Below are 22005 nucleotides of genomic sequence, written 5' to 3'. Positions count from 1 at the left end.
AACTTACTATGAAACATTTTAAACTGATTTTTGTTTTAGCTGCGGTTATTGGGCTATCAGCGTGTCAATCTAAGGTTGAGTATGGCGATGCCACAGAAGTAGAAACCGTGAATGAAAACTTCGGTTCAACGGATCTACAAGTCATTGCCGCCAAAATGGTCGACAGCATGTTAACCTTCCCACCAGTGATCGTAATGACCCAAAACGATCGCCCAATTATTTTCGTTGATAAAATTAAAAATAAAACCTCAGAGCACATCGACACAGAATCAGTCACTGACACCATCAGTAACAAGCTATTACGCTCAGGTAAGTTCCGCTTTATTGACATGACCAAAGTCGATTCAGTGCGCAAGCAGCTTGATTACCAAAACAATGCTGGCATGGTCGACCCATCAACTGCGATTAAGTTTGGCCGCCAAGTGGGCGCGCAATACATGCTATACGGCAATCTTTCTAGCATAGTAAAACAAGATGGCAGCACTAAAGATGTTTACTATAAAATGACCATGCGTCTTATGGATCTTGAAACAGGCTTAATTGAATGGTCTGATGAAAAAGAAATCCATAAAGTAAAATCGAAGTCTTTCTTAGGCATGTAAGCCTATTCGATTTACAATCATAAGCCGACGTCACGTCGGCTTTTTTATAGCAAAAATAACAATAATAAAAACATCAAATTAGGTTAGGGAAGAATTTGTGAACTCGTTTAAGTCTGCGCTTATTGCACTGGTCTGCTCCAGTTTATTTGCCTGTAATGCCACCGCGCCCAATATCAAACCCCGAGATGGCAGCGCGAACATCACTCAGGGCCAAGCTAAAGCTCGCTCAAATGTGGTGTCAGAGGTAGATTACCAACTCAGTTTTACCCTCACTGGTGAAACCCGTTTTGAGGCCATTAGCAAAATAGATTTTAGCCTTGCAAGCACAGCGGAAGCATTAACCATCGACTTAAACCAAGCCAATATCAGCAAATTATTGATTAATGGCAAAAGCCTTTACCCTAACTACAATGGCGCATACCTCACCATTAACCCGCTGCTTTTATCAAGTGGCAAAAACACCATTGAGATAAGCTACAGCCGCGAGCACAGTACCAATGGCGAGGGCTTGCATCGCTTTGAAGACCCCGTTGATGGCAAGGTATATTTGTATTCCCATTTTGAACCCGCTGCTGCCCAGCAAATGTTTGCCGTGTTTGACCAACCCGATTTAAAAGCCAGCTTTCAAATTACTGTTGAAGCGCCGCCAAGCTGGCAGGTGATAAGCACCATGGCTGAAACCCATATTGAAGATCTTGGCGACAGCAAAATTTGGACTTTCCCAGCGACGCCAAAACTGAGCCCTTATAACTTCTCAATGCATGCTGGGCCTTATCATGTGTGGCAAGATAACTCAGGCAAATACCCCATGCGTTTATTTGCCCGCCAATCTGTGGCTGAGCAAGTTAACTATCAAGATTGGTTTACTTACACCAAGCAAGGCCTCAGCTTCTTTGATGATTACTTTGGTATTGACTACCCTTTTAAAAAGTACGACCAATTATTAGTGCCTGATTTTCTCTATGGCGCGATGGAGAATGCTGGCGCCATTACCTACTCAGAAAGCCGCTTTATGGTAAAAGACACCATGACCGCCGCCCAAAGGCAGCGGTTAGCTGGGGTTATCATGCATGAAATGGCGCACCAGTGGTTTGGCAATTTAGTGACCATGAAATGGTGGAATGGCTTATGGCTCAACGAAAGCTTTGCCTCCTTTATGGGCACCTTGGCCACCAGCGAAGCCACCGAATTTAACCACGCTTGGCGCAGCTTTTACGCCAGTGGCAAGCTAAAGGCGTATCAGCAAGATAGCCTAGTGACCACTCACCCCATCGAAGTTCCTGTGGCCAGTAGCAATAATGCCTTTGATAATATTGATGCTATTACCTATTCAAAAGGCGCGTCGGTGTTAATGCAATTACGCCATTTACTGGGCGCTGAGACATTCCAACAAGGTGTGCAGCAATACCTTAAAACATACAGTTATCAAAATGCCCAGTTAGCGGATTTTATTAATAGCCTTGCCAAAGCCAGTAATCGCGACTTAAGCCAGTGGACACAAGAGTGGCTGTACCAAGCTGGGGTTAACACCTTAACAGCCCAATACCAATGTAAAGACCATCGCATCAGCAAGTTTTCATTGCTACAAAGCGCCCCAAGTGAAGACTTTGCCACCCTGCGAGAACAAAAAGTACAAGTGGCATTATTTAGAGCAGCGCGGCATTTTATTCACCATAGCACCACGGTAGCGGTCACTTATAAAGGCGCCATTACCGAGGTACCTGAACTTGTAGGCGAGTATTGCCCAGACTTGGTTTACCCAAATTTTGATGATTGGGGCTTTGTAAAGGTTGAGTTAGATCAGCGCTCGTTTAACACGGTAAAGCAGCAGTTAGCTAAGGTCAGTGACCCATTACTGCGGTCAATGTTATGGCAAAGCATGTGGGACAGTGTTAGCGATGGCCACACCTCATTAAAGCAGTTTATTAATGTCGCCTTAGTTAATGCCCCATTAGAAAAAGACTACACCATTTTAGGCCAAGTCATTGGCTACTTAACAGAGGTGCAAAAAAACCTTCATAGCATGGCGCCTAACCATAAATCTTATGCCACTAAAGTCAGCAAAGCGCTAACACAAATGAGTTTACGCATGACCATGGAGCACCACGACGATGCTGATTTTCAGCGCCGTTGGTTTGATGCTTATATTAGCTTAGCCAGCGACAATGCCGCCCTTGGGCACTTAGCCGATATCTTGGCTGGCATTGCGCCGATTAAAGGGTTAACTATCAGTCAGGATTTACGTTGGAAAATAATCATTCAATTAAATCGCTATGATTACCCTAATAGCGCGGCGTTGCTGGCAAACGAAAAACAACAAGATAACAGCGACAGTGGCCAAAAATCTGCCATTGCCGCAGAAGTGTCTCGCCCTCAAGCTAGCCTTAAACGTCAATGGCTACACAAGATACAAGATGACAGCCGACTGCCCTTTGCCAAAGCCCGTATCGCCATGGATCATCTTTACCCAAGCGAACAAAAATTACTGAGCGCCGCTACTGCGGAGCAGCGTTTAGATACGCTAAGTGAGATTGATAAAAAAGGCCCGGTATTTATGCGCGCTTACAACCGAGCATTAATCCCCATGGACTGCACCAATGCCAATATTGAAGCTTTATCTGAAGTGTTAAATACCCAAACGGGATTATCGAAAATGACTCGGCGGGCACTGTTAGAAGCCCGCCAACAGGAACAAACCTGTGTCAGCATGAGTGAGGCCTTAGCAAGATAATAAGCGAGCGCTAGCTTTTTGAACTAGCACTAGCTTTTTGAACTCACGTTAGCCTAGCGCCTAACCCTAAAGGTCATCATAATAGGCGCGTGATCAGTACTATCACTGTCACGCTCATATTCTGGCCTAACTAAGTGCCTATCGTAAGTTTGATAACCACTCACTTCCGCTAAATTGCGTGGGTGAGCGGCATCAAACTCACAGCTTGCCAAAATATAATCTAATACCGAGCCAGTATTGCCATAATAATGGGTTGCTGGCCTATCATGCTTATGTAAATCAGGCGCTGGCGCATCATCAATGTCGCTAGTCGATTCATCTGCATTAACACTAGATTCATATTCATCTTGGGCTAAGGTGGCATTGAGCTTTTGCCCTGCTTGAAACAATTCATAACTATCAAATAAGCTAAAGCGTTCAAACTCAGCTTTAAGATTAACGTCATTCAATACTTTAAGGTTTGGATCGATAATATCGCTTCTAAACACGCGTTTACTGTTAGCCCTAAAAGCCTCCAGCGCAGTGCTTTGAATAGAATCGTTAAAATCACCCATTAATAACACCGGCAGCTGATTAGCCTGGCGGCGTTTAGCAATTTCATAAAATAATAACGCCGCTTCACTGCCCCTTTGCATATTCGATGCCCATGTACCAAGGGCTTGTCTGGCCATAATATCAGCGCCGCCAGTCATGCCAGTATCGGCTAAGGTGTCAATACCCATGCCACTGCGTTTAGACTTTAAATGCACCACATAACACTCACACTCACCAAAGTGAGGTATGTTTACCCTTGCCAGTAACGGTTGGCGGCTAAAGCTAAAATCACTGGCAATGCCCATCAGTGGCAGCAGTGAATCATCAACGCTAATTAAGGCGGTTTCGGTGATCGGAAACTTAGAGGCCAGCGCCACCACTGGGCTTTGATAAACATAGTCACTGACTAAGGTGGGTTCATCTAATACTGCAAAATAGTCATAGCCTAAAGTAAGCAATAACGCTTTTAAAGCATCGGGGCTAAAGACTTCTTGAAAGCCAATAATGTCAGGTTGCTGCTCAGTGAGATAGTCAGTTAACCAGCGACACTTTTTTTGCCATTGCTGATGGGAATAGATGTTTTCAAAATCATAATAAGCCGCAGGCGGCTCGATGAAGTTGAATAAATTAAACGAGGCCACCCGAAACTGGCGCTCAGTTTTTTGTTCAATTTTAGCGGCAACGCTAGGAGCAATTTCAGGTTCGACTTTAGATTTGATTTCAGCAGCGACATCTGCCGCTATTGGCAGTAACAGATCATTATTTTGATCCTTTTGCAGATCTTTTTCTAGACTATTTTTAAGAGCTTTATTCAGAGTATTTTGACGGCTTTTTAAACTCACACGCGACACCTTACAACACCGATTAAGACTACAGATTATCCCCTATTCACCCCTATGTCGATGTTTGTCATACCGACTAAAAATCACCCTATTAGAATCTCTAAAACCAACAATTGTGTTTAAAGATTAAATAAAAACATGATCCTAAATTAGCAAGTGCCGTATTACCCATCGACATGACAATACGACAAAATGAATTTGAGGATATAAAGATGAAACGGAAATACTCCCTTGGTCTGTGCTTTTCACTAATCGCCCTAACCGCTTGTTCAGATGATGACGATGACAAAATTGTTATTGAAGAAACCCCCAATATTGAATATGCCCAAGTACGAGTTATTCACGCATCAAGCGATGCGCCTATGGTTAATGTCACTGCCGATGGCGCTCAGTTATTAGCCGATGTCGATTACGCCGTTTCAAGTGGTTTGTTAGAAGTTGAAGCCTCAACCTACGCCATTACCGTAGATGCAAAGCTTGCAGATGGCACCACTACAACGGTATTGTCAGCCGACTTAGCCGCCGCTGCTGATATGGAATATACCGCCGTTGCTTTAGGTAACGTCAGCGATGAAAACTTGATGCTCAAGTTGGTTGCCAATGAAAAAGCCGACATCACCGCAGACAATGCCCGAGTGCAAGTATTACATGCTGCTCCTGATGTGGGTTTAGTGGATATTTACGTCACCGAGCCAATGGCAGACATCGCCATGATGGAGCCAACCTTATCGGCCAATTACATGGATAACAGTGATCAGCTTGAAGTGCCGACCGCTGATTATCAAATTCGAATTACCCCAAATGGTGACAAAACCGTGGTGTTTGATTCAGGCACAGTCAATTTAGCCGCAGGTAATGATTACTTCATTTCGGCAATCCCAAATGAATGGTCAGGAGACTCATCTGTCGCGCTGTTAGTGGCATTACCAGATGCACAAGTACTTTTAAATGATGTGAGCAGTGGTAGCGACATCCGTGTAGTCCATGCCGTAGCAGACGCACCTGCTGTTGATGTGTTTCTTGATGGCAGCATGACTCCCGCCATTGACATGCTATCGTTTGGTCAATTTGCAGGTTACGTCAACATCCCAGAAGGCATGCACACAGTCACTGTGGCAGCTGATGCTGATAACTCAGTTGAAGTGATTAAAGATGCCGAAGTCGATTTAATGCTAGGTGCCAGCTACTCAGTGCTCGCAGTCGGCTCTTTATCTGACAACGACATTAGCCCTTGGGCCTTTGCCGAGCACACTCGCCGCATTGCAACTGAAGCTAGATTAAACGTCATCCACGCTTCGTACTCAGCGGGTAATGTCGATGTTTACCTCACCCCTACAGCCGACATCAGTGCATCAGAGCCTGCGCTAACAGATGTACCATTTAAAGCAGCGTCAGGTAGTTTAAGTGTTGCCCCAGGTGATTACACCGTAAGCGTCACTGTAACAGGTACTAAAACTGTTGCCATTGGTCCACTGCCAGTGAGCTTAGCTGCAAATGGGCTATACAGCGTTGCTGCAGTGGATGCAGAAAATGACACTTCTATGTTTTCAGTTATTCTAATGGATGACTTTGTTGCCGAAGAAGAGTAACAACCAATTCAATACTGATATCTACCCAGTATGAGTATTGATTAAACACGATTTACCCGTCCCTGCGTTACCTTTTGCGACTTATCCCTCACCCAGATAAGTCGCTTTTTTTACTAAAATCATCAATCAAAACCATAACTCAACTTAAATGCCAGCTAAACAACCTTGAGGCACAGCATTATGCTAAAGTTATTTCCGCTTTATATTGTCACTTTGGTGTTATTTCATTTACTCAGCATAAAGGCTTTCGCCATGGAAATTCAGTTTGATAACCCCAATCATGTCAAAGAGGGCAGAATAAGTAATGACACGGTAATGGGCGGATTATCGGCAAGTCAGCTTGACTCTCAACAAGGCCAAAATGCCGTATTTAGCGGTAATGTCTCGCTAGATAATAATGGCGGCTTTGCCTCGATAGAGTTTCAATTACGTCAAACAGCCCCTTATAGTGACCGTATTACCCTTAGGGTCTTTGGTGACGGTAAACGCTATCAATTACGCCTAAAAACCGCCAAACTGAGTTTTGGTGAAGCCTATGCCGCCGACTTTGATACGCAAGCGGGGCAATGGAGTGAACACACATTTACCGTGACAGATTTTCAGCCACGTTTTCGGGGTAGAAATATCAGCGCGCCAGCGTTAAAATTTGCTGATATCAGCCGTATTGGGTTACTGATCGCCGCCAAACAGCAAGGCCCATTTAGTATTACCTTAGATACGCTTATATTTGATAGCCACATATAAGCTCAAGCTAAGCATAAGCTGTGTAGAATCAGAGCGTGAGCGCGAACGGCTATCGCACCTCATCACCCTATTTTTGACTGCAAGGATTAGCAATGAAAAGTTTGGCCGGCATTAAAGGCGTCATTTTTGATTTAGATGGCACCTTGGTTGAATCAGCACTGGATTTTAGCCAAATAAAAAAGGAATTAGGTTGCCCATGCGATGTTGACCTACTGGGTTTTGTCGCCGATATTACCCATCCGCCTTTGCGAGATAGAGCCAACCAAATTATCTTGGCCCATGAAACACAAGATGCCACGAATGCCAAACCCTTGCCGCATATGCAAGAATTGCTCAGCAGCATTGAACAGTTAAGTTTGCCCAGCGCCATTGTTACCCGCAACAGTAAAGCGGCCACGGCCACCAAGCTTAGGCAAAATAATATCAATCTCGAACTGGTATTAACCCGCGAATGTTATCCCGCCAAACCCGCCCCAGATGCACTGCTGGCCATCGCCACCACTTGGGATTTAGACCCTGCGTCACTGATTTATGTGGGCGATTATTTATATGATATTCAAGCGGCGAAAAATGCAGGGATGAAGTCGGTGTTTATCAACCACAATAAGCAGCCTGATTATCAATCTCAGGCTGATTTTATTGTGAATGATTTACGACAATTACAACACGCGATTTTGGCGTCTAATAGCTAGTTAACTCGCTACTTTAGGGGCGTGATTGGGATTGGTTTGTAACTTTTTTTGGACAAAAAGTGGGTTAGTAACGCCGCATTAAGCGGACTAAAATAGAGGGTTTAAATGCGTAGCAAAGCTAAACGTAACCCGCTGTTTTAGTTATATTTAAATGCCTCATTAACTGTTCACCAGGAACTTAGCAACTTCAATAGGTTCAACTTCTTTGCCGAACATATTTGCATCCCAGTTAGCACCGACTAAACAATCGTCTTTGTGCATACCATGAAGCCAATTATCTATAAATGAATCAAGAGTAATCATCTCAGGCTTATACTCTTTCCAATTATCTTTTGCACAACGTAATGCATATGCTTCATCAGACCAAAAGACATACACATCAATATCTTCATATTCGTTAGATGGGCATACTGCCCAACCACCTTCTGGGTGTTTAAGTCCCCAAACAGCGCCAAACTCAGATACTCGCTTTAAGAAACGTTGATAATTACTTTCAGTTGTTGCTACATCTTGAAACACATACACTCCTTAAAAACAGTTAACGCTTCACATATGGGGCGCAGACTTGCTGGCTAAAATTGCGCGTAGCGCCAGCCAGCGAGTATGCGTCCCAATGAGCGAAGCGAATGAACATAATGTGTTTGTTATATTTTTACTCAAAATCAACCTCTAGTGTTACGGACATGCCACACCCAGTACCGTAGCTAAAACTTAAATAATGCTGTTGAAAGTTTTTGTGGTCTGTAACGAACCATACTTTAGTAACACCATCATCTTCATATGTGCTTAATGTAGCAAAAAAGGTGGGGTGTTCAAGATTGCTCACGAATAGCGAGACTGAATCAAAGCGTTGACCATCAATACTTTTTGGCAACTCTGCAATTACGTCGTATGCACCGCTGTTCAGAGTAGTTTCTACTTTGAAAAGATTACCGTATTTTTTATTCCACTCTTCCGCTTGCGCCTCTGTATGAAAGCAAGTTGTTGAATTAGCAAAACAACTAAAAAAACACAGTGCAAAGATAGCTCTCAATGTTCAATCCCTAGAAAAATATAACAGCTTATTATCCAGCGTCTCGGATAAATCCCTGCTTATAATTAATTCTGAATTCAATTTATCATGTAACCTACTGATATAAAAGAACTAATACCTACTTTATTGACCACATTAAGGTTAATCACTCCGCAAAGTTGAGCCTGAACATTTATCGGGTCCATTGTTACTCAATATGAATAACATAAACCCATGAAATATATAAGTTAAACTTTCAACCTCAAATTTATCGATGCCAATTGACCTGATTTTGGCTTCGATAATAATGAAAAATTCTTAGAGGATTAATATAACTGCGTTAATACACAGTGATATTAAGCTTTAAACTTCATTTATATTGGCCCCGTTACAGCAGGCCATTACTTCAATCTAACCAATTGCCTACCGCAGGTGATGTATAGGATATACAAATGTCGCGATCACATGGTCAATGATGTTCCCGACATCATCATGACATTTCCCAAATCCCTATGGGTCAGATGTGAAAGAGCGACCTTATGTGCAAGCACTACTGTGACACGCTGCATTCTTTATATAAATCAAAAGGTCCCTGAAAGCTCTGCCAAAACAAATAACATCCTTGTTAAACGGCCAGTTCGGCATCCATGCCTCTCGCTCAGAACGTTTCACACTGTGAAACTTCGCCATGTCATGGACGGTCACAGCTGCGCTTACACCGGAATTTTCATATCTTCGATTTAGCCTCATATATTGCGGCAAGTAAAAGCTAAAGAGTTGAAGATCTATTTGCCTCCGACTCAATTTGAATTGAGGACGCAGAGAAAATAGCGTGATGCTCACATGAATGTGAGCATAGCTTTCGCGGTGCAGGGTCACTCCTTAGCATCCATGCCACCGTGACATTTGTAAATCCATTTACTTCAGACTCACCATCGGAAGCGTTAGCATTTTCACTCTTTATAATAAACAGGGGCCGAAGTTAGCAACAAACGAAGTCAGAAGCTGGATCAATCCCCGTCGAAAATTATGCGCTTTTCAGCATTTTTCGTCGGGGGCTGAGGGATTGTTAAGGGGGACAAGCAGTTTCCCCCTTGACTCTGGTGTGGGCGAAGCGCCACGACTTTGATTTTTACATGGCAAAATAAATTGAGGGCAAGTGTGAATGTGAAAAAACCACAATGTTAATCCAAACAGAATTTGGAAGCAGAACCCTTCTATAGCTGAACCTTTTAACCCGATTCAACGTAATAACGTAATGAGGTAAATAAACAATCAGATGAGATATAGACCGCCAACTAGGAAAAATGAATGAACCCATTACACCCAAAAAAGTTACTTCATAGTAAATGGACAAAGGTCAATGTGACCGAAAAACTAAAACACTTTTCGGTCACTAAAGTCAGTTTTGATGAACAACAAAACGTAATTGAATGCTTAATTAGAGCTGAGCTAAACGGTCAAGAATTTGCTATCAATTGGCGCGAGTTAAAACAAACCAGCCAGTGGTTACAAGGCTGGAAGTAATCATAAAAAATCACAAATCTCAGTTAACGGTTTCTTGTGTAAAGCATGCTCTGGTACCGTAGCATTCTCATCAGGATAACCAGCCACAATCAGCATATAGGGGCGCTCATTGTCATTATCTCGGCCACATACTTTACTTAAAAACGACATAGGTTTGGGAGTGTGAGTTAAGGTGCCAAGGCCTGCATTGTGCAGCGCCTGAATTAAAAAACCTGTGGCGATGCCTACCGACTCATGCACGTAATAATTCTGCTTTTGCTCACCATTATCTTCGCTGCGTTTTTTAGAAAACACCGCAATTAACCAAGGGGCGGTTTCTAGATAAGGTTTGCTGGCATTAGTGCCTAATGGCTTTAAATTATCGAGCCACTCTTCACCGCCGCGACCGGCATAAAATGCTTGTTCGATGGCTTCAGCTTGCTGGCGAATTTGCGCTTTAATCTCAGGGTTACTGATGGCGACAAAGTGCCACGGCTGATGATTCGCGCCATTTGGCGCTGTCCCTGCCGCTAAAATACATTGCTCAATGACCTGCTGAGGAACCGCTCTATCAGAGAACTTACGTATCGAATGACGGCGTTTTACATTTTGATAGTTTTGCTGCGCCCGTTCAATCATCTCTGCTTGGCTATATTCGATGAAATCAGTCAGTGGTAAGTGAGCTTCGGTCATATCTGTTCCTTGATTATTTTAGTTCGACCATGTGAGTGGTTCTCAAGCCGTTACTCCGGGCAATTACGTGCCCTGTTGCTGCTTTTTTTTGAAATCAGCTAAGGTGATTTGTAATGCTTCAATCGCCGTTGTGGTATCTATTTTATTTTCTTCGAGTAACTGAATTAAATCGACCGCAAGTTGAATGGATTTAGGGGCATCATTCAGAGGTGATGGTTGCGGGTTATCTGTGGTCATTTGCGTTATCCAATATGTAAAGTAGGCCTAACCATACGCACATAATGTTTGCGTTAAGGCTCAGCCAATATGTTAACTCAGTAATTGTTGTTGGCCTGCGGTTTCTTGTAAGCCGTTAGCTGGCAGCTTTGTTATAAAACACATTAACTCGCAATTAAAGTGAAAAGTTAGCAATGGCTTTTTGAATGCCCACCACATCAGTGCCTTTTTTTAGCTCTTTAACTATGGGTTGCTCTGTGCCTGAAATATAAATTTTCAGCTCGGCATCCATATCAAAGGTACCTGCGGTTTCAACAATAAAGTGAGTCATCGATTTATAAGCAATTGAATGATAACTCACCTTTTTGCCCGTCATGCCTTGTTTGTCGATTAAAATAAGCCGTTTGTCGGTGAACACAAACATATCGCGGATCAATTTATAACCCAGATGCACTGACTCATTGTCAGCCAAAATTGGCGCAAGCTCTTGCTCTAATTCTGCTAAATCAACTTCTGACGAGTTACCTAATATCGCATCAAATAATCCCATAACGTCTCCCTGTTTTTATGTTTTCAAACTGAATGGTCAGCTTATTCATTATATTTATGCCACAAAATACTGCGCTATCTTGATGATATTAACAAGCTTATTCCATGCTAAAACCGACACTTATTAGATGTTCAATGACAGCAGTTATGTACTGATAACCCGGTAATTTCCTATGCAATAGCGCTTTCTGCGCACTTATTTTGAGCCGTACTAACAAGCTTATTCCATGCTAAAACCAATACTTATAAATGTTCAATAGCAGCTGCTATGGACTAATAACCCTGCAGTAATCCTGCAATTACCTATGCAGCAGCGCTTTTGTGCGCACTTATTTTGAGCCGTATTAACAAGCTTATTCCATGCTAAAATCTCTGCTTATAAAAAAGAGTCAACATGCTGGCTTGGAACTTTAGGAAAAATATGAATGCTGCAATAATTGGTGCCACAGGGCTTATTGGTGCAAATGTGTTACTTGGATTACTGGCTGATGAGCGCTACCAGCAAGTAATGGTTTTAGGTCGACGTCTGCCACAACTGGCTGAAGGCACCCACGGCATCGACAAGCTCAGCTTTATTCAATGCCAGCTAGAAGACATCCCCAGTTTATCCATTCCGATCGACATCGATCATGCATTTTGTTGTTTAGGCACCACCATTAAGCAAGCGGGTAGCCAAGATAATTTTAATAAAGTAGATGTGACTGCAGTTATTGATTTCGCTAAGTTAATCCAACAACATCAACTCAGCAGAAACAGTTCAAAGCCATGGTCTTTTTCAGTGGTCACGGCATTAGATGCCAATGCAAATTCAAGCATTTTTTATAATCGTGCTAAAGGTCAGGTACAGCAAGCCTTAGTCGCGCTTAACCTACCTAAACTAATGATATTTCAGCCAAGCTTGTTATTAGGGGAGCGTGCGAGTCAGCGAGCACTTGAGGATGTAGGCCAAGGGTTATTTAAACTCACTTCCGGTTTGTTTATCGGCCCACTTGTGAAATATAAGCCCATAAGCGGCGAGCGAGTGGCAAAAGTGATGTTGCAGACAGCTATACAAAATGAGCTACATACAGCCGCTAATAACCACTCCCCAGCAGTGCAAATCATAGATAACAAAGCCATGCATTTAACGGCTAAATAACTTATTCATTTCCATAAAAAAGGCGCTTATTATAAGCGCCTTGATTAATTAGCCTTGTCATTTAGATGCTTATTTGATGAAAGCTTATTCATTAAAAGCTTTGCCAATGAAGGCGCAGTTAATAAAGGCTAATCTAAAAATAACACTAGCCTTAAAAATTAGCCGATTAGTCTTTGGCTAAATGCTTATATAAACCTTGGTATTCAGCACAATCTTGCATTAAGTCTTCATGGGTGCCACTGGCGGCAATCAGCCCATTATCCAGCATATGAATTTGATCCATTTCAGCCATGGCGGTGAGTCTGTGGCTTATCATCAGTAAGGTTTTACCTTCAGCAAACGTAAACAGTAAGCGTAAAATTTCCCGCTCAGTGCGTTTATCAAGCCCTTCGGTTGGCTCATCAAGCAATAAAATAGGCGCATCACGCAGTAATGCACGAGCCACCCCAATTCGGCGCTGTTCGCCACCTGATAACTGACGCCCGCCGTCACCAATCCAGCTGTCTAAACCAATTTCTTCACCGCGATCTGTAGCCGTTACGGACTCAAGTAACGTGCCTAAGCCCACTTGCTTTAACACTGCGATTAAGCGCTGATCATTGGCCTTTTTCTTTTGCCCCTCAACATAAGGTAAGGCAATGGTTAAGTTATCGCGTACTGTGCCAGCAAATAAATGCACCCGCTGACTCACCACTGTCATCGCGTTGCGTAATGACACTTCGTCATAGTCAGCAATATCATGACCTGATAATCTGATTTGACCTTGTTGCGGCATCCACTCACGGGTGATCAGTGCAAGCAAGCTTGATTTACCACAGCCCGTTGGCCCAAGTAAGGCCACTTTTTGGCCTTGGGTTATATGTAAATTAACCCCGGTTAAAATTGACCGCTCAGCTTGATAGCCAAAGTGAATGTCGTTTAACTCAAGTTCTGTAGCAGCTAATTCACCCCCTTGAAATTGGCGCTCACCGTACTGAATATCCCCTTGCTGATCGGTAATTTCAGTAATACGTTTAGCCGATAACACACAGCTAGATAAATGCTGAAACGCCCCAGAGATTGGCATCATCATTTCAATTGACGCCATAGTAGCAAACACCATTGTCGCCATTAAGGGGCCTGGCGGCACCTGCGCACCAACGCCTTGTCCAGCAAGATATAACATCATTACCACAGCAAAACCGTTCACCGCAATCAATAGCCCTTGGCTAAAACCAGTAATATTGGCCATGGCTGTTTGGCTGTTAAATAAGGCTGTTTCAGCATCACGTAATTTTTGTCTATAACGATCATTAGCTGCAAAAATGCTTAATTCAGCTTGTCCCTGAATAACATCAAGGATTAACACTCTAAAGTGGCGCTTAGCATCTACCACAGCCTCACCAGGTTTTCTGCCTAAGCGATAGAATATCAATGGCAGCACTATCCATACACTCAGCAACAAACCACATAGGCTTAACGCTAGGGTTAAATCAAACCAAGATAAAAATGCATACAAGGCAATGATGGTCAATAATGACGCTGTCATTGGCACCAGTAAGCGTAAATACAAATGATCTAAGGTATCGATATCGGCCACAAGACGGTTAAGCATGTCGCCTTGTCGTAACCCTTGCAGATTACTGGCACTAAGCGGAAACAGCTTTTTCCAAGACCAAACCCGTAAATCCGTAAGTAATTTAAAGGTCGCCTCATGGGTAGCTAAGCGCTCACCATAACGACTTGCGGTGCGGGCAATAGAGAAAAAACGCACCCCACCAGCAGGAGTAAAAAAGTTAAAGGCTAATGCCGTGGCTGCAGTTAAACCCGCGATGGCGGTTGCGGATAAAAACCAGCCCGATAATGACAATAAACCGATACCCGCAAGGATAGTAGTACAGGTAAGAAACAAGCCAATGGCCATCATCAGCCATTGGCGTTTAAACAATTTAAGGAACGGATATAAAACTTGCATTATTTATCCTCCTTAGTGCCAATGCTCTGCGCCATTTCGGCTTGGTTATTTACGTTTGCCGCGTCAGTATCAGATTCAACAGTAATAAACAGTGATAAACCATCATCTTGTTGCTGCATTGATTTGAATAAACCCGGTTGCTGGCTGAGGGTTTTATAGTCGCCTTGTTGCACAAGTTTGCCATTATCAATCACTAAAATATTATCCATATCTTGTAGCTGGTCTAATCGATGGGTGATCATCAAGCTGGTTTGCTGCAACTTGGCTTGATTAAGGGCGGCGCTAACCAGTTGCTCACTTTGGTTATCAAGACTGGCGGTGGGCTCATCCAACAAGAATAAGCTCGCAGGTTGCGACAACGCCCGCGCAAGGGCAATACGCTGAGCTTGTCCCACTGAAATACCCGCTGATTGGTCACTAATAATGGCATCAAGCCCTTGGGGATGAGCCTGAACAAAATCAGCAATATTGGCTTGTTGCAGTAACGCCATAATCTCAGCATCGCTGAGCTGTGCGTTGCCTAGGCTGACATTATCGCGGATAGATCCATGGAACAACTGCGGGTCTTGACCTAACCAAGCAAGCCTTGAGCGCCAATAGTTTTTATCAAGTAAACTCAGCTCAGCGGCATTAATTTGCAGTGAACCTCTGTAAGGTAAAAAGCCCAGCAAGGCATTTAATAAACTGGTTTTACCGGCGCCACTTGGGCCAACAATAGCAATATGTTCGCCGGCTTTAATGCTAAATGAAATCGGCCCTAATAAGGGTTTTCCCTCTAAGGTGAGCACTTCAAGATCTGTTGCGGTGATCACAATTTTACTGAGATCGGTGTTTCGCAGCTGGCCAGTTTGCTCGCTAAAGTTTTCGTCAACTTGCTTTAATGGATTAGGATGTTCAAGAAGTTCTACCAAGGCTTCTGCTGCACCAATGGCTTGTGCTTTAGCATGGTAATGGGTGCCTAAATCACGTAATGGCTGAAAAAACTCTGGCGCTAAAATCAGCACAAACATACCGGTAAATAAACTAATTTTAACCCCATAATGACCAAAATTAAGGTGCTCTAGGTAGCTAAAGCCAAAATACACCGCCAGCACAGCGATAGATAGCGCGGCAAAAAACTCCAGTACCGCCGAACTTAAAAATGCCATTCTCAGCACTGACATAGTGCGTTGCCTAAAGTCTTCTGAGCCAGTTTCGATTTGCTTTACTTCAGCTTCTGCGCGGTGAAACAGCTTGAGGGTACTTATGCCCTTTAAGCGATCCATAAAATGGCCGCTTAAACGTGACAGCGCGCTGAAGTTTTTACGATTAGCATCGGCGGCGCCCATGCCCACTAAAATCATAAACATGGGGATCAACGGCGCTGTGGCCAGTAAGATCAGCCCTGAGGCCCAATTGAGCGGAAATACCGCCACTAAAATAATTAGCGGAATAAACGCTGCCAGCATCATTTGCGGTAAATATTTAGCATAAAAATCGTGCAGATCTTCAACTTGCTCAAGAACCACACTGGCCCATGCCCCTGCTGGTTTACCTTTAATAAAAGCTGGACCTAAATCGGTGAGCTTATTGAGCACAGCTTCACGAATGTCGCCACGAAGGCGTTTACCCGCTTCAAAACTCAAACGCTCTCTAGCATATGCCAGCACCGCTCTGACTAGAATTAAACTAATTAAAGCGCCAAATTGCAGCGTAAAACTGCCCATGGGTAATTCCAGCATGATCACCCCATGGAGGATGGTCGCCAACAAGTAAGCTTGGGCAACAATTGCCACCCCATTAGCGGCCCCGGTAAAAATGGCTAATTTAAGGAAAATACCACAAGATGATTTCTGCGATTTAAGCCAGTGAGTGAGGGACTTTTCTAAAGTTTTATCCATTAGATTCCTGAAGAGAAATACGCCTAGATTGGCGCAGTAAAGTGTGGAAAATTGCCGCAGTATCGCAAGCTAAAGCCCTAGATTACAGCCGCCACCTTAGAAGTGTTAACTGACTCACACAATACTAATAAAAATTATAGTAGGTAAAGCTTATTAACCTTGTTTAGAGGGTTAAAAGATCTGCTTAAAAACCACAGCGGCTTTGATGACCAGAGCCATAAAAACTCCCCATGACTAAAACCATAAACATTGCTACGTTCAAATATTAACCATTGACAAATACCCTAATTCTACCCACATTTAGTTAGTCCTTTTTAATGACTAAAAATTCACTGTGGAGATGCAATTAAATGCAATTTGATCTTCCTGCGCTGCGGGCCCAAGCATTTGATTATTTATTTGATGCTGTGGTGGTCACCGACACTGAAGGTGTTGTGATCGATTGGAACGCAGGTTCTCAATCTTTATATGGCTATAGTAAAGCCGAGATACTGGGTCAACACGTCAGTATTTTGCATTCGCCGGAGGATACTGAATCTATCACCGAACAAGTGATGTCTGCAGTGGCCAAGCATGGCAAGTGGAGCGGTGAAATTCGCTTTAAACATCAAGATGGCACCATAGGCTGGATTGAGTCCATGTGTATCCCGCTGTTTGATGAGCAACAGCAGTTTCTCGGCGCACTCGGCATCAACCGCGATATCACCAAACGCATTGAAGATGCCCAGCGGTTATTAAACCTTGCCTATTACGATCAACTCACCCAAATGCCCAATCGTCACTTACTCACTGACAGAGTCGGACAATATATCGAAAGAGCCAAACGCAATAACAGTCGTTTTTGTCTGTTTTATATTGATTTAGACGACTTTAAAAAGGTCAATGACAGCCTTGGTCATAACGAAGGTGATCAAGTGCTAATAGAAGTGGGCCGCAGGTTAAATGCCCAAATCAGAGATGCTGACACCATTGCTAGAATGGGTGGTGATGAGTTTGTCTTAATGATTGAAGGCATTCACGACAACAACGACATTGCCGCTGTGGCAGATACCTTAATTGCATGTTTATATAAGCCCTTTCAATTGGGCGAACAATCGGTAAACGTTAATTGCAGTATTGGTATCGCCACTTACCCTGATTCGGGTGAATGCTTTGATAGTTTGATTAAATCAGCTGACTTTGCCATGTACAAATCCAAGCGCCAAGGCGGAGCAACCTATCGTTTTAGCTAGCCTTATCAGGCTGCTGATTTAGCTACTGGCTTTAGCAACAGGCTTTAGCAAGTCGCTTAAGATGTTGGCTCAGTTGGCGCAATCGCACCAAATTTCACTAACACATGCCAGATTAACTTCAACTGCTGTAACTGCTGTGCTTGCTTACCGCGCTCACTCCATAACATTGGCTTTAAGGTGAGATCCATTGCCGCTTTGCCAATTAATTGTGCGGTGATTAAGCCGTCTTTCGCAATTGCTTGAGCAAGTACTGGCATATCAGGGCCACGAAAATCTTTTGGCACGCTATCAACTGTTAATTGATAACCCTGATGCCACAGCAATCTGATGTCATATTCCTCACACAGGGCTTGCATGCAATCCCCCACTTCAGTGAGTTTAAAACTTGGGTCTGCCACCAGATAAGCAATATCATCATCCAGTGATACATCACCGTGGATCTGCGCTTCGATATAATGATCAAGATTACCTAAGGGCTGGCGAGCAAAGCGTACATTAACTTCCATAGGCAGCTGCTGTAAATGCGTAATAATCTGCGCCGGTTTGATATTAGCCAGCCCCAGCGCATAATGGCGCTCAAAACTTTCACTAAGTAACGCCGCTAAAATCACTTCAAAACACTGCAGCGTGCCCTTTTCTTTTGGCAAGCGATATGAATCCATATAACTAAAACTGCAGCGAGATAACACTTGGGGCTTTGTAATGAAGTAACAACTACCAAAACGGGGTGCTGGGCCTAGTGGGCAAAAACCTAAATCTAAAGCGCCATATTTAGGCCGATGTTTTACCCCTGAGTAGCATTGACCAAACAGTTGGTTCTCCCAATGATCTCGAGGGCCACCTAATTCAGGTGATAACTGGCCATTGGAGATATGAGTCTCAAACTGGGTTTTATAATAGCCATCTTTTAATAGCCCAGCAGCCACACTGAGCCCGCGACTATCAATGCGATCGGGATGAAAATGCAGTGCCACTTGGCCGTGGGCATGTAACTTTTTCATTCCCTGCTGCACATCTTGGCTGGAAATATTAGACATCAGCAAAATATTTTTAATCACCGAACAGGCTTGTTCACGAAGGCAAGCCAGCGTTTTTTCAATATGAACTTGCGCGGCAAACTGCGGTTTCATTTATCGCGACTCCATTCGGTAAGTGATTGTATTTCATTGTATGTTAAATAGCCGACTTTGCCATCAAAGATTAATCCTTATTCATCGATTTCGGCCATTGTGCTGAGTGAAAGTACCGCTAACACCAGCGTTAGCTGTGGATGCCATGCCCTAAGGCCAAGGGTTAAATTGGCGATTTATTAGCACTTATGCACCTATTCAGGTAAGCTTCACGCCCGCCACATTCTGGCTCCCATTTATTGTAAACAACGTTAGCGTTGACCAAAGAGATCATTCTATGAGTTTTGCCTCCCTTGGCTTAAGTGCAGCAATTTTAAAAGCTGTTGAAAAACAAGGCTATGACACGCCTTCCGCTATTCAAGCACAAGCGATCCCTGCTGTACTTGAAGGCAAAGATGTTATGGCTGCAGCACAAACCGGCACCGGCAAGACAGCAGGTTTTACCCTGCCACTACTAGAATTACTTTCAAAAGGTCAACGTGCACAGCGCGGACAAGTTAGAGCCTTGGTATTAACTCCAACACGTGAATTAGCCGCTCAAGTTGCTGAAAGCGTGTCAACGTATGGCGCAAACTTACCGCTAAAATCTGCAGTGGTATTTGGGGGCGTATCTATTAACCCGCAAATTGCAGCACTAAGAAATGGCGTTGATGTTTTGGTGGCGACACCGGGTCGATTATTAGATTTATGCCAACAAAAAGTATTGAGCTTTAGTCAGCTTGAAGTGCTTATTTTGGATGAAGCCGACAGAATGCTGGATATGGGCTTTATTCGTGACATTAAGAAAATCTTAGCCATGTTGCCAAAGCAACGTCAGAACTTAATGTTCTCAGCCACCTTCTCAGATGAAATTCGCGAGCTGGCTAAAGGCTTAGTGAATAACCCAGTTGAAATTTCAGTAACGCCACGTAACGCAACAGCGAACACGGTTGATCAAGCGGTATACGCCATTGATAAAAGCCGTAAAGCTAAAATTCTAACCAAGCTAATTAAAGAAAATGATTGGCATCAAGTGTTAGTTTTTTCACGCACCAAACATGGCGCCAACCGCTTAGCAAAAAACCTAGAAGCTGATGGCATTAAAGCGGTTGCTATTCATGGTAACAAGAGTCAAAGCGCTCGTACTAAAGCTTTAGCTGACTTTAAAGCGGGCACTGCACAAGTGATGGTGGCCACCGATATCGCTGCCCGTGGTATCGATATTGACCAACTGCCATTTGTGGTTAACTTTGACTTACCGAATGTGCCTGAAGATTATGTGCATCGTATTGGCCGTACTGGCCGTGCGGGTGCATCTGGTCAAGCGGTATCATTAGTGAGTGATGAAGAAGTCAAATTACTGCATGATATTGAGCGTCTTATTAAGCGCGTAATTGAACGTAAACAGATTGCCGGTTATGAAGCATGTCATACTTTGCCTGAGCCGAATTTGAATCGCGCTGGTGGCCACAACAGCAACCATAAAAAGCCGAACCCAAATCGCCGTAAGCATGCGAGCCAAAACAGCAGTGATAGATCAGGTAAACCAGAATCTAGACATCACTCTCGTCAAAACTCACGTTCTGATGCTAATTCAGATGCCAGTGGCGCAGCGAAAAAGCCGCAACGTCGTCGTAACAATAACACCTCTGCAAATAGCTCAAGCTCTGCAAGTGTTGACCCATATGCGAATGCAAGACCGAAAGCGCGTAGCTAAAGTTAGTCAGCGATGAGTTAATAAAGGTATGAAGACAATGTTTTTCATACCTTTTTTTATGGCTTTTTCTTTAATAAAATGGAACCTAAAGCCTTCATAACACCCGATTAAAACACAAGATAAAAACTCTTAAAAACAACAAGAACCACTTCATTAATGCATAAAGTACCCCATGACAATTTATTGTTCTCAAAAGACAGTGATTGCATACATTAACTAACAACAGAAAATAACAAGGCGGCGGATAAAAAGCGCAACTGGCACCGATACAGCTTAATGCCACACAAACTATGCCCACTTTGATTCGTTAACCAGCCAAAATATGACGGCAGTACATTACCTCAACGGTAGTGACTTGGGTGGTACCTGTTTCTATCGTTACAAGGGAACTGAGAAGCTGGGTTTATCTGTCGATGACAAAGAAGTGATTATAAAAATGGTTGAGGATGTAAAAAAGGCTGCCAATAACAGAAAAGGCTATATGGATGACTCAGATGAGTTATTTGAAAAAGTGTTCAGTGTTGATGCTAAACCCAATCGAATTATCATCTATTCAGGTAATTTACTTCATAGTGCAAACATCACTGAGCATATTGATTTTGATAAGAAGTCACCTAATAACCGCACCTCAATTAACTCTTTTTTTCGTGTGGGAGCGTCGATGTAGATGAACTAAGTTTAACTTGGGATAATTGTCCTTTTATTATTAAATAAATGACTTAACGCTTTATTTAATACATATTTAAAGGAATATTTTGCTTAAATTTGAAAGGATTCAACAGCAACGGCATACACTTGTTACAGCAAGCGAAGCCGCCCCTGCTAACGCCAAAAAAGTCGAACAAGAAATAATTGTTCGCTATGACCGCTTCACTTCTCGCTTCGAAGTCATACATCAAGATAAAAAGCTCATTTCGCAATTGATCTACTGTTTGCCCTTTAAGCGGTTCAAGTTCAGTATTGATCAGCAAGACTATCAAATTAATATCTCTTTCTTTGTTGTCTGGCAATCAACGCTTTATAGATTAACGCCTTCCTCAACTAGCTGCAGCCAAGATAATCTTATTAAAACTAAATCGCCTGAAACCAAGGTTGCTAAAATCAAACCGACTAAATCAGAAGTGACTAAGACAAAAGTAATTAGCGAGCTATTACCTCAAAGGCGCAGAAAATCGCAACTCCTAGCCTGCTATGTACTGATGATGAGTATACTAAAACTCAGCTTCATTTTATGAGCAATAAACTTATTCCACAGATACAAAAAA

The 22005-nt window shown here is 43.1% G+C and carries 19 protein-coding genes and 1 pseudogene; 11 read left to right on the top strand and 9 right to left on the bottom strand.

Annotation, left to right across the window (positions count from 1 at the left end):
• Positions 1 to 8 precede the first annotated feature (8 nt).
• Together lpoB and pepN are read left to right on the top strand one after the other, a co-directional pair.
• On the top strand, positions 9 to 602 hold the full coding sequence (lpoB, locus tag AB4160_RS01905; RefSeq protein WP_372003435.1) for a penicillin-binding protein activator LpoB: 594 nt from the start codon (positions 9 to 11) through the stop codon (positions 600 to 602).
• A 97-nt stretch (positions 603 to 699) separates the two neighbouring features.
• Positions 700 to 3333, top strand: a complete 2634-nt coding sequence (gene pepN, locus AB4160_RS01900) for an aminopeptidase N (RefSeq protein WP_102532007.1) — start codon at positions 700 to 702, stop codon at positions 3331 to 3333.
• A 53-nt stretch (positions 3334 to 3386) separates the two neighbouring features.
• Here the strand turns inward: pepN and AB4160_RS01895 are convergent, their stop codons facing one another.
• On the bottom strand, positions 3387 to 4709 hold the full coding sequence (locus AB4160_RS01895) for an endonuclease/exonuclease/phosphatase family protein (protein ID WP_372003433.1): 1323 nt from the start codon (positions 4707 to 4709) through the stop codon (positions 3387 to 3389).
• Between the two features lie 212 nt (positions 4710 to 4921).
• On the opposite strand from AB4160_RS01895, the gene AB4160_RS01890 reads away from it, so the two are divergent.
• The 3 genes from AB4160_RS01890 to AB4160_RS01880 all read left to right on the top strand — a co-directional run bounded on the left by AB4160_RS01890 (position 4922) and on the right by AB4160_RS01880 (position 7734).
• Positions 4922 to 6298, top strand: coding sequence for a DUF4397 domain-containing protein (locus AB4160_RS01890; RefSeq protein WP_372003431.1), 1377 nt, complete (start codon positions 4922 to 4924; stop codon positions 6296 to 6298).
• Between the two features lie 180 nt (positions 6299 to 6478).
• Positions 6479 to 7042, top strand: coding sequence for a CIA30 family protein (locus AB4160_RS01885; RefSeq protein ID WP_372003429.1), 564 nt, complete (start codon positions 6479 to 6481; stop codon positions 7040 to 7042).
• A 92-nt stretch (positions 7043 to 7134) separates the two neighbouring features.
• On the top strand, positions 7135 to 7734 hold the full coding sequence (locus AB4160_RS01880; RefSeq protein WP_372003427.1) for an HAD family hydrolase: 600 nt from the start codon (positions 7135 to 7137) through the stop codon (positions 7732 to 7734).
• A gap of 159 nt (positions 7735 to 7893) precedes the next feature.
• Here AB4160_RS01880 and AB4160_RS01875 read toward each other — a convergent pair whose 3' ends face one another.
• Positions 7894 to 8253, bottom strand: a complete 360-nt coding sequence (locus AB4160_RS01875) for a DUF2750 domain-containing protein (RefSeq protein WP_372002053.1) — start codon at positions 8251 to 8253, stop codon at positions 7894 to 7896.
• Positions 8254 to 8386: 133 nt separating this feature from the next.
• The gene (locus AB4160_RS01870) at positions 8387 to 8767 is read right to left on the bottom strand and encodes a hypothetical protein (RefSeq protein WP_303445958.1); all 381 of its coding nucleotides are present in this window, start codon (positions 8765 to 8767) and stop codon (positions 8387 to 8389) included.
• Positions 8768 to 10057: 1290 nt separating this feature from the next.
• On the opposite strand from AB4160_RS01870, the gene AB4160_RS01865 reads away from it, so the two are divergent.
• Complete coding sequence (locus AB4160_RS01865) at positions 10058 to 10273, top strand: TIGR02450 family Trp-rich protein (RefSeq protein ID WP_102438391.1); 216 nt, start codon at positions 10058 to 10060, stop codon at positions 10271 to 10273.
• Here the strand turns inward: AB4160_RS01865 and AB4160_RS01860 are convergent, their stop codons facing one another.
• The 3 genes from AB4160_RS01860 to AB4160_RS01850 form a co-directional block, all read right to left on the bottom strand.
• On the bottom strand, positions 10274 to 10945 hold the full coding sequence (locus AB4160_RS01860; RefSeq protein ID WP_102438389.1) for a nitroreductase family protein: 672 nt from the start codon (positions 10943 to 10945) through the stop codon (positions 10274 to 10276). It lies immediately after the preceding gene.
• A 63-nt stretch (positions 10946 to 11008) separates the two neighbouring features.
• Entirely contained in the window at positions 11009 to 11182 is a 174-nt protein-coding gene (locus tag AB4160_RS01855) for a YbaM family protein (RefSeq protein WP_102438387.1), read from the bottom strand.
• A gap of 154 nt (positions 11183 to 11336) precedes the next feature.
• Entirely contained in the window at positions 11337 to 11711 is a 375-nt protein-coding gene (locus AB4160_RS01850) for a PH domain-containing protein (protein ID WP_102438386.1), read from the bottom strand.
• A gap of 420 nt (positions 11712 to 12131) precedes the next feature.
• On the opposite strand from AB4160_RS01850, the gene AB4160_RS01845 reads away from it, so the two are divergent.
• On the top strand, positions 12132 to 12848 hold the full coding sequence (locus tag AB4160_RS01845; protein WP_372003425.1) for a nucleoside-diphosphate sugar epimerase: 717 nt from the start codon (positions 12132 to 12134) through the stop codon (positions 12846 to 12848).
• A gap of 166 nt (positions 12849 to 13014) precedes the next feature.
• Here the strand turns inward: AB4160_RS01845 and cydC are convergent, their stop codons facing one another.
• A complete protein-coding gene (gene cydC / locus AB4160_RS01840; protein WP_303445955.1) occupies positions 13015 to 14802 on the bottom strand; it encodes a heme ABC transporter ATP-binding protein/permease CydC in 1788 nt (595 codons plus the stop codon).
• On the bottom strand, positions 14802 to 16682 hold the full coding sequence (gene cydD, locus AB4160_RS01835; RefSeq protein WP_372003422.1) for a heme ABC transporter permease/ATP-binding protein CydD: 1881 nt from the start codon (positions 16680 to 16682) through the stop codon (positions 14802 to 14804). The genes cydC and cydD overlap by 1 nt, the downstream gene beginning before the upstream one ends.
• 350 nt (positions 16683 to 17032) lie before the next feature.
• Between cydD and AB4160_RS01830 the strand changes: the two genes are divergently transcribed.
• The gene (locus tag AB4160_RS01830) at positions 17033 to 17914 is read left to right on the top strand and encodes a sensor domain-containing diguanylate cyclase (protein WP_102532015.1); all 882 of its coding nucleotides are present in this window, start codon (positions 17033 to 17035) and stop codon (positions 17912 to 17914) included.
• A gap of 56 nt (positions 17915 to 17970) precedes the next feature.
• Here the strand turns inward: AB4160_RS01830 and AB4160_RS01825 are convergent, their stop codons facing one another.
• Entirely contained in the window at positions 17971 to 19044 is a 1074-nt protein-coding gene (locus AB4160_RS01825) for a DUF3626 domain-containing protein (protein ID WP_102476891.1), read from the bottom strand.
• Between the two features lie 277 nt (positions 19045 to 19321).
• Between AB4160_RS01825 and AB4160_RS01820 the strand changes: the two genes are divergently transcribed.
• The 3 genes and pseudogenes from AB4160_RS01820 to AB4160_RS01810 all read left to right on the top strand — a co-directional run bounded on the left by AB4160_RS01820 (position 19322) and on the right by AB4160_RS01810 (position 21975).
• Positions 19322 to 20740, top strand: coding sequence for a DEAD/DEAH box helicase (locus AB4160_RS01820; protein WP_102532017.1), 1419 nt, complete (start codon positions 19322 to 19324; stop codon positions 20738 to 20740).
• A gap of 304 nt (positions 20741 to 21044) precedes the next feature.
• Positions 21045 to 21407: pseudogene (locus AB4160_RS01815) on the top strand (DUF6445 family protein); the annotation flags it as partial.
• An 88-nt stretch (positions 21408 to 21495) separates the two neighbouring features.
• Positions 21496 to 21975 carry a hypothetical protein gene (locus tag AB4160_RS01810; RefSeq protein WP_303411965.1) on the top strand — a complete coding sequence of 160 codons (480 nt, stop codon included), beginning with the start codon at positions 21496 to 21498 and terminating at the stop codon, positions 21973 to 21975.
• Positions 21976 to 22005: the final 30 nt, after the last annotated feature.

This window comes from Shewanella sp. 10N.286.51.B8, assembly GCF_041469325.1.
In the GTDB taxonomy this organism is placed as follows: domain Bacteria; phylum Pseudomonadota; class Gammaproteobacteria; order Enterobacterales; family Shewanellaceae; genus Shewanella.
Note: the sequence above shows the minus strand (reverse complement) of the source record. Positions and strands in the feature narration are given on the sequence as shown.